This window comes from Falsiroseomonas oryzae (assembly GCF_027856955.1).
Taxonomy (GTDB): Bacteria; Pseudomonadota; Alphaproteobacteria; order Acetobacterales; family Acetobacteraceae; genus Falsiroseomonas; species Falsiroseomonas oryzae.
In genome coordinates, this window is sequence record NZ_JAPSMD010000251.1 from 1 (window position 1) to 7760 (window position 7760).

General features: G+C 71.7%; 8 protein-coding genes. 3 read left to right on the forward strand and 5 right to left on the reverse strand.

Annotated features, from left to right (window positions below):
* Positions 1-239 (reverse strand): hypothetical protein (locus OZN99_RS20400; protein ID WP_270937097.1); only part of this gene is annotated, 239 nt, incomplete at its 3' end.
* A 374-nt stretch (positions 240-613) separates the two neighbouring features.
* Here OZN99_RS20400 and OZN99_RS20405 point away from each other — a divergent pair.
* Positions 614-1810 (forward strand): hypothetical protein, encoded by a 1197-nt coding sequence (locus tag OZN99_RS20405; protein ID WP_270937098.1) that lies wholly within the window; start codon positions 614-616, stop codon positions 1808-1810.
* On the opposite strand, the gene OZN99_RS20410 is transcribed toward OZN99_RS20405, so the two are convergent.
* The gene (locus tag OZN99_RS20410; RefSeq protein ID WP_270937099.1) at positions 1752-2987 is read right to left on the reverse strand and encodes an argininosuccinate synthase; all 1236 of its coding nucleotides are present in this window, start codon (positions 2985-2987) and stop codon (positions 1752-1754) included. The two genes, OZN99_RS20405 and OZN99_RS20410, sit on opposite strands and share 59 nt — an antisense overlap.
* Before the next feature lie 154 nt (positions 2988-3141).
* Here OZN99_RS20410 and OZN99_RS20415 point away from each other — a divergent pair, with 154 nt between their 5' ends.
* The gene (locus OZN99_RS20415) at positions 3142-4146 is read left to right on the forward strand and encodes an alpha/beta fold hydrolase (RefSeq protein ID WP_270937100.1); all 1005 of its coding nucleotides are present in this window, start codon (positions 3142-3144) and stop codon (positions 4144-4146) included.
* Between the two features lie 99 nt (positions 4147-4245).
* Positions 4246-5253 carry a hypothetical protein gene (locus OZN99_RS20420; RefSeq protein WP_270937101.1) on the forward strand — a complete coding sequence of 336 codons (1008 nt, stop codon included), beginning with the start codon at positions 4246-4248 and terminating at the stop codon, positions 5251-5253.
* 125 nt (positions 5254-5378) lie between these two features.
* On the opposite strand, the gene pap is transcribed toward OZN99_RS20420, so the two are convergent.
* The 3 genes from pap to OZN99_RS20435 all read right to left on the reverse strand — a co-directional run.
* Positions 5379-6863, reverse strand: coding sequence for a polyphosphate:AMP phosphotransferase (gene pap / locus OZN99_RS20425; RefSeq protein ID WP_270937102.1), 1485 nt, complete (start codon positions 6861-6863; stop codon positions 5379-5381).
* Between the two features lie 62 nt (positions 6864-6925).
* On the reverse strand, positions 6926-7498 hold the full coding sequence (locus OZN99_RS20430) for a DUF2585 domain-containing protein (RefSeq protein WP_270937103.1): 573 nt from the start codon (positions 7496-7498) through the stop codon (positions 6926-6928).
* A gap of 1 nt (position 7499) precedes the next feature.
* Positions 7500-7760 (reverse strand): tripartite tricarboxylate transporter substrate-binding protein (locus tag OZN99_RS20435; protein ID WP_270937104.1); only part of this gene is annotated, 261 nt, incomplete at its 5' end.

Genomic DNA, 7760 nt, shown 5'->3' on the forward strand with positions numbered 1-7760 from the left:
CCGGCGATCCAGGCCATGGCGGCCGCGCCGGTCGGCGGCAGCAGCGCGAAGCCGGCGGCGGGCGCGGCGGCGGCGGCGTGGGAGACGCCGCAGGCGATGCGCCAGAAGCCGGCGCGGTCGAGTGCGGCGCCTTCGTCATCCGCCACCATGAGGGTGGCCGGATCGCTGCCGCAGAGCGGGCCGAGGATGCCGGCGATGTCCGCTTCCAGCCAGGCGTCCGGTGCGGGCACGTCCGGCATGTTTCGTCTCCCTTCAGGATCGCTTAACGACCGTTGCGCGAGGCGGTCAAGTGGAGGGGCCCGCCGGCGCGCATGGCCGGGCGTCGATGCAGGAGTCGATGCGATCCGGGCGGTCAGGCGGCGGCCGCAGCATCATGCTGCGGTGATCTTCGTCGAGCGGCACGATCCCGTGCGGGTCCCACTGGGCGCCCAAGCCGGACTCTGCCGCGCCCGATGTGCCGCGCCGATCTCGGAATGACCGGTCAGCTGGCTCCGGCCGCGGCTGGTCCGGTCGCGCGCCCGAACGGGCGTGGAAAAAACGTCATGAGCTGCCGCCGCAATAATATGCAATATCGGGCATAGATCGAGTCCCGCATCGGCCTGGAGGCGTGATCATGAAGCGATCGCCGCTGCTTGCGCTGCTTGTCCTGGCTGCACCCGGCGTGGCGCTGGCCGATCCACTCGACACGCTGTTCGGAAGCTATCACGTCAGGAAGGACATCGTGCTCCGGCCGCAAAGCGCCATCGCGCCGGACGTGTCCTGGCTCCATTACGAGCATGGCTGGGTGCGCGACCCTGACCTTCGCCGCGCCGTCAATCCACCGGCGCAACCGCCGGGCTTCGACCCGCGGCCGCGCAGCGAGGGGTTGGCGCAGGTCGCTGGCCAGCAGAACGTGCTGGTCCAGGACCCCGGCAGGCGCAACCAGCCGCTGAACGAAGCCTTGGTCGGCGTGCCAGCGGCAGGACTTTCCGGCGCGGCCGGTCAGGCGGAGGTCGAGATCAGCTCGCCCTGGAACTACTCGCATCCGCGCGCGAGTGCCGAGGTGGCCCCGATCGTCCGGCCCAACGAGGTCCGGGCCACCCTGGCAGTGGACGGCAACATCGAGATCATGCCGAAGCGGGCCGACCCGTCGGAGGCCTACGCCTTCAGCAGTTCGCGGCTGCGCGCCCAGGGACGCAACGCGCGCGGCCAGATCCAGGGCCAGCTCGAGATGCAGGTTGCGGTTGACCGGGTCTCGGCGGAGCGTCCGGTCGTCCGGCTGCAGGATCCGATGAGCATCGATATCTGGGACGACATCGAGCCCACGCCCTACAGCATCATGCTGATGAACATCGCCTTCGCCATGGGCTCGGCAGGCAGCATGGTGTGGGCCGACAACGGCTTCGCCCTGAATGCGACCGACGCGTCGCTGACGATCAGCATACCCGGCCTCTACACGCAGGAAAGCGGCGCATTGTCGCTGCACGTCAGCCAGGGGCTCGTCACCGAGGCCTTTGGCACGGGGCTGTTCGCCGGCCTCGCGCTGCCAGCGCCCGGCACGGCGGGGCCGCTGGCCTTCAGCCTGCCGGTCGAGTTCTCGCTGACCTACGACCTCGACCCGGGCGGCACGCGCGACCTGAACTACGTGCTGGATACGTCGAACAGCGGCAGCGTCTTCCTGGCTGCGCCGGAACCCGGCACGGTCAGCCTGATCCTGGCGGGACTGGCAGGTTGGGCCGGGCTGGCACGCGTCGCCGGCAAGGGCCGGCGCGCTACAGCGCGCCGCCCTTCCGCCCCGCCATCGCGCCGAGGCGCAGGCGCAGCGCGTTGAGCTTGATGAAGCCCTGGGCGTCGAACTGGTCGTAGGCGCCCTGGTCGTCCTCGAAGGTGACGTGCTTCATCGAGTAGAGGCTGTTGGGCGACTGGCGGCCGGTGACGATGGTGTTGCCCTTGTAGAGCTTCAGCCGCACCGTGCCGCTCACGCTCTTCTGGCTCTCGTCGATCAGCGCCTGCAGCATGCGGCGTTCCGGGGCGAACCAGAAACCGTTGTAGATCAGCTCCGCATAGCGCGGCATCAGGCTGTCCTTGAGGTGCGCGGCCTCGCGGTCCAGCGTGATGCTCTCCATCGCGCGATGCGCGACATACAGGATGGTGCCGCCGGGCGTCTCGTAGCAGCCGCGGGACTTCATGCCGACGAAGCGGTTCTCCACCAGATCCAGGCGGCCGATGCCGTTCTCCTTGCCGAGCGCGTTGAGCCTGGTCAGCAGCGTCGCCGGCGACATCCGCTCGCCGTTGATGCCGACGGCGTCGCCGCGCTCGAACTCGATGGTGATGTCGATCGCGCGGTCGGGCGCGTCCATCGGGCTGATGGTGCGCTGCCAGACCATCTCGTCCGGCGTGTCCCACGGCTCCTCGAGGATCTTGCCCTCGGAACTGCTGTGCAGGAGGTTGGCGTCCACGCTGAACGGCGCCTCGCCGCGCTTGTCCTTGGCGATCGGGATCTGGTGGGATTCCGCGAACTCGATCAGGCGCGTGCGCGACGTCAGCTCCCATTCGCGCCAGGGGGCGATGATCTTCACGTCCGGCTTCAGCGCGTAGTAGCTCAGCTCGAAGCGGACCTGGTCGTTGCCCTTGCCGGTCGCGCCATGGGCGACGGCGTCGGCGCCGACCTGCTCGGCGATCTCGATCTGGCGCTGGGCGATCAGCGGGCGGGCGATGGAGGTGCCGAGGAGGTACATCCCCTCGTACAGCGCATTGGCGCGGAACATCGGGAAGACGAAGTCCTTCACGAAGGTCTCGCGCAGGTCGTCCATGAAGATGTTCTCGGGCTTGATGCCGAGCAGCAGGGCCTTGTCGCGCGCCGGGCCGAGCTCCTCCCCCTGGCCCAGGTCGGCGGTGAAGGTCACCACCTCGCAGCGGTAGGTGGTCTGCAGCCACTTCAGGATCACGCTGGTGTCGAGCCCGCCGGAATAGGCGAGCACGACCTTCTTGACGTCCTTGACGCGCATCGGAGGGGGGTCCCTTGGGGGTCCGGAAAAGGTGGCGGAACATGCCGCCCCCGCCCTGGCCCGGCAAGCCTCGCCCCTGGACGGCCGGGCCGCCGGCACCCCAAATGCGCGCGCAATGTTCCGGCCTGCATCACGGACCGCATGCCTGCTGCTGGTGCTGCTGCTGCCCGGCGCGCCCGCCGCGCAGGAGCGGCTGCCGCTGTTCGAGGTGGCGGAGACGCCGGGCCTGGACGCGGCGGCGCGCACCAACGTCCAGCGCTTCCTGCGGATGAACCTGCCGCGCGTGCTGGCGCTCGGCCCGGACGGCGCCTTCGGCTGGCAGGCGCTGGGCGGCACGCCGGAGGAGGTGGAGCGACGCGCCCTGGCCAGTTGCGAGCGGCGCAGCGGCGGCCTGCCCTGCCAGGTGGCGGTGCGCGACCTGGCGGTGGTGGCGCCGGACCGCGCCTGGTCCCCCGCGCCGCCGCCGGCCGGGGCGCGGCTGGTCTCCTGGAACCACGAGACGCTGCCCGATCCGCGCTTCCTGTGGTGGGGGCCGGAGGCGGCGCGCGGCGTGCTGGTCTTCGCGCATGGGCGCAACCCGGATGGCGTCGATTCGCGCGGCGCGCAGCCGCAATCCTGGACGCGGCGCTTCAACAACGCCGGCTACGACATCTGGCGCTTCGACCGCCACCCGAGCGTGGACCTGACCGCCCGCGCCGCGGCCTGGCTTCGGGACGACCTGGCGGAGTTGCGGCGGCGCGGCTACCGGCGGGTGATCGTGGCCGGCCAGTCCCGCGGCGGCTGGAACGCGCTGATGATGCTGGACACGCCGGGGCTGGCCGAGGTGGTCGTGGCGGTCGCGCCGGCGGCCCATGGCCAGGCCGGGCATCCGGCGCAGGCACGCCAGCTGGACGACCTGCGGCTGGTCGTCGAGGCGGCGGCGGCGCGTGAGACGCGGGTGGCCGTGGCGAGCTTCCGCGACGATCCCTTCGATGTCGATCCGGAAGCACGGGCGGGGCTGCTGCGCGGGTTGGCCGGCCGGGTCGGGGCGTTGCTGCTGCTGGACCGGCCGGAGGGGGTGAGCGGGCATTCGGCGGGGGCCAGCACCGCCTTCAACGACCGCTATGGCGGCTGCCTGTTCCGCTTTGCCACAGCCGAGGCGCCGCCCTCGTCCTGCTGAGCATCACCGCGGCGAGGCGGCGCGGAATCCGCTGGACAGGGCGGGGAGGCCTATGGTTCCCTTGCTCGCGGCATGTTGAATACAATCCGCAAAATCGTGATGGCTCTGGGGCTTCTCGCCGCCGCCACGGGCGCGCGCGCCGACATGCCCCCCCTGCTGGACGCCGCGCGGCCCCCGCACATCCCTCCGGAGGGGCGAGCGGATTACCGACGCTTCCTGATGCAGCCGACGCCGCGGGTCTTCGCGCTGGCCCCTGACGGCGCCTGGGGCTGGGCGGCGGCGATTGACGACGACGGCGCCGCGACCGAGGCCCGGGCGCTCGAGAACTGCGCCCGCTGGGGCGGCCGCGGCTGCCGGGTCTATGCGCGTGACCTCTCGGTGGTCTGGCCGGGGCTGGAGGCAAGCCCGCCGTCCGCCCCCGGCGCGCCGCTGCGGCGGGAGCCGGGCTGGCTGCTGGCGGCGGATGCGCGCTTCCTGTGGCAGGGGCCGGAACGGGCGCGGGGCGCCTATCTCTGGGCGCATGGCCGCTCGCCCGGCGGGGCGGACAGCCGCGGCAGCCAGCCGCAGCCGCATGTGCGCGCCTTCAACAATGCGGGCTACGACGTGATCCGTTTCGACCGCGACCCGGCCACCGACGAGACCGAGGCCGGCGCCGCCTGGATGCGCCAGGCACTGGCCGAGCTGCGCCGCCGCGGCTATGCGCGGGTGGTGGCCGGCGGGCAGTCCCGCGGGGCGTGGAACGCGCTGCAGGCGCTGGACACGCCGGGGCTGGCGGATGCCGTCATCGCCATCGCGCCGGCGGCGCATGGGCCGCGCGGCAGCCCGGCGCAGGCCTGGGCCCTGGACGACCTGCGCCGCATCGTCGCCTCGGCGCGCAGCACGGGCACGCGCGTGGCGGTGGCCAACTTCGCCGGCGACGAGTTCGATCCCGACCCCGACCAGCGCGCGGCGATCCTGGGGGTGTTGACCGGTCGCAGCGCGGGCTTCCTGCTGCTGGACCGCCCCGCCGGCATCCGCGGGCATGGCGGCGGGACGGACTGGCGCTTCACCCAGCGCTACGCGCCTTGCCTGCTGGACTTCGCCGAGGGGCGGGTGCGGGGCTGCTGACGTCCGTTGATGCCAACGGGCGCAAGCCTTCCCGGCGACCCGATGGCAGCCGCCAGCGCGGCGCGAAGGCCCGCAGGGCCGTCAGCGCCCGAGGGGGCCGAGATGCCTTCGCATCGCGGCCAGCATCACGCATCGAAGGCGCGCTCGATCGATTCCACCAGGGTGCGCAGCACCTTGAGGCGGGCGTAGTACTTGTTGTTCGCCTCCACCAGCGTCCAGGGCGCCTGCGCGGTGGAGGTGCGATCCACCATGTCGCAGACCGCCTGCTCGTAGGCGTCCCATTTCTCGCGGTTGCGCCAGTCCTCCGGCGTGATCTTGTGGCGCTTGAAGGGCGTGGCCTCGCGTTCCTGGAAGCGGCGCAGCTGCTCGGCGTTGCTGATCGCCAGCCAGAACTTCGCCAGCACGACGCGGCTTTCGACCAGCTGCGCCTCGAACTCGTTGATCTCGGCATAGGCGCGCTGCCAGTCGGGCGGGGCGCAGAAGCCCTCCACGCGCTCCACCAGCACGCGGCCGTACCAGGATCGGTCGAAGATCGTCAGGAAGCCCGGCGGCGGGATGTGGCGCCAGAAGCGCCACATGTAGGGCTGCGCGCGCTCCTCCTCGGTCGGCGCGGCAACGGGGACGACCTTCAGCCGGCGGGCATCCAGCGCCGCCGTCACGCGCCGCACCGCACCGCCCTTGCCGGCGGCGTCGTTGCCTTCGAACACCGCGACCACGCTGCGCTTCGCGAACTTCGCATCGCGCGACAGCGTGGCGAGGCGGCCCTGCCAGGTCTCCAGCCGGCGCGCGTAGTCCGGCTTGTCGAGCTTCCGGTCGAGCCGCAGCGAGCGGAGGATGTTCAGCTTGTCCAGCGCCGGCGGCATCGGCACGTCGGGCGTGGCGGGCGGCGGTGCAGCGCCGGACGCCAGGCGGGCCTCGAGCGCCTCCAGCAGATGGCGGCCGACCAGGAGGGAGCGGTAGCGCGGCTCCGCGCCGGGCACGATCAGCCAGGGCGCCTCGGCGGTGGAGGTGACGCGCAGGAAGGGCTCGGTGACCGCGAAGAAGTCGTCGTAGTGGCGGTACAGCTTCCAATCCATCTTGCTGACGCGCCAGGCGGTGGCCGGGTCCTTCTCCAGCACCTTCAGCCGCTTCCGCTGGTCCTTGCGGGTGATGTGGAACCAGTATTTCAGCAGCAGCACGCCTTCGTCGTGCAGCATGCGCTCCATCTGCACGATCTCGTCGATGCGGCGCTGGTAGGCGCCGGCACCGAGGCGGCCGGCCACGCGTTCCACGATGGGCGCGGTGTGCCAGGCGCCGAAGAAGATGCCGATGCGCCCCTTCGGCGGCAGCGCGCGCCAGAAGCGCCACATGGGCGGGCGCGCGGCTTCCTCGTCGGTCGGCAGGGCGAAGCCGCTGACCTCAATGAAGCGCGGGTCCATCCATTCGTTGAGCAGGTTCACCGTCTCGCCCTTGCCGGCGCCTTCCACGCCGGCGATCAGGACCAGGACGGCGAAGGGCGCCTTGTCCCGCAGGGCCATCTGCGCGTGGAGCAGGGCGGTGCGGAGTTGCGCGACCTCGCGCTCGTACTCGTCCTTCGGGATCTCGTGGTGGAGTGCGGCGGACTCGAACATGGCGGTCGCTGGCCTGCCGGCGCTGTTCCTGCGCGACAGCCTATGGCAGCGCGGACGGGCCGTCAGCCCCCGGCCTGCCAGGCCTTCACGCTCTCCAGCGGCCAGACCAGCATCAGCACGTTGAGCGTCAGGTTGTCCCGGATGGCGAGCCCGACGCCGATCTCCATGGCCAGCGCCAGCGCCACGGTCAGCCAGGCCGGCAGGCGGGAGGCGAGCCAGAAGCCGAGCCACATCGCGCCGATGTCGAAAACGGAGTTGATGACGCTGTCGCCGTAGTAGTCGAGGGCGATGGTGGCTTCCCGGTAGCGCCGGATCACCGCATCGGTGTTCTCGATGATCTCCCACGCGGCCTCGACCAGCGTGGCGATGGCCAGGCGCGGCCACCAGCCCAGCCGGTGGCGCAGCGGGTACAGCACGGCGTAGAAGATCATGCCGTGGATGACGTGCGACGGCGTGTACCAATCCGTCAGGTGCTGCGAGTTCTCGCTGCTGAAGACGATGCCGTGCCACAGCCGGATGTCGCCGCAGGTGCAGATCGGCGTGCGGCCCATGGCCAGCAGCACCGCAGCCGTCAGCGCGGCGATGCCGGCGACCGCGAGGGGCCAGGGGAAGCTCCGTCGTGCGGCGGCGCGCATCTCAGCCGACGGTGATGCGTGCGTCCCTCACCACCCTTCCCCACTTCGCGTTCTCGCTGCGGATGAAGGCGGCGAGTTCCTCCGGCGTGGAGAAGGCGGGATCGGCGCCGGCGGCGGACATGCGGTTGCGCGTGGCGGGCTGGGACAGCACCTCGCGGATCGCGGCGGCGAGGCGGGCGATGGCCGGGGCGGGCGTGCCGGCGGGCGCCAGCACCGCGCCCCAGGATGTGGCACCGGCGCCGGGCAGCCCGGCCTCCGCCAC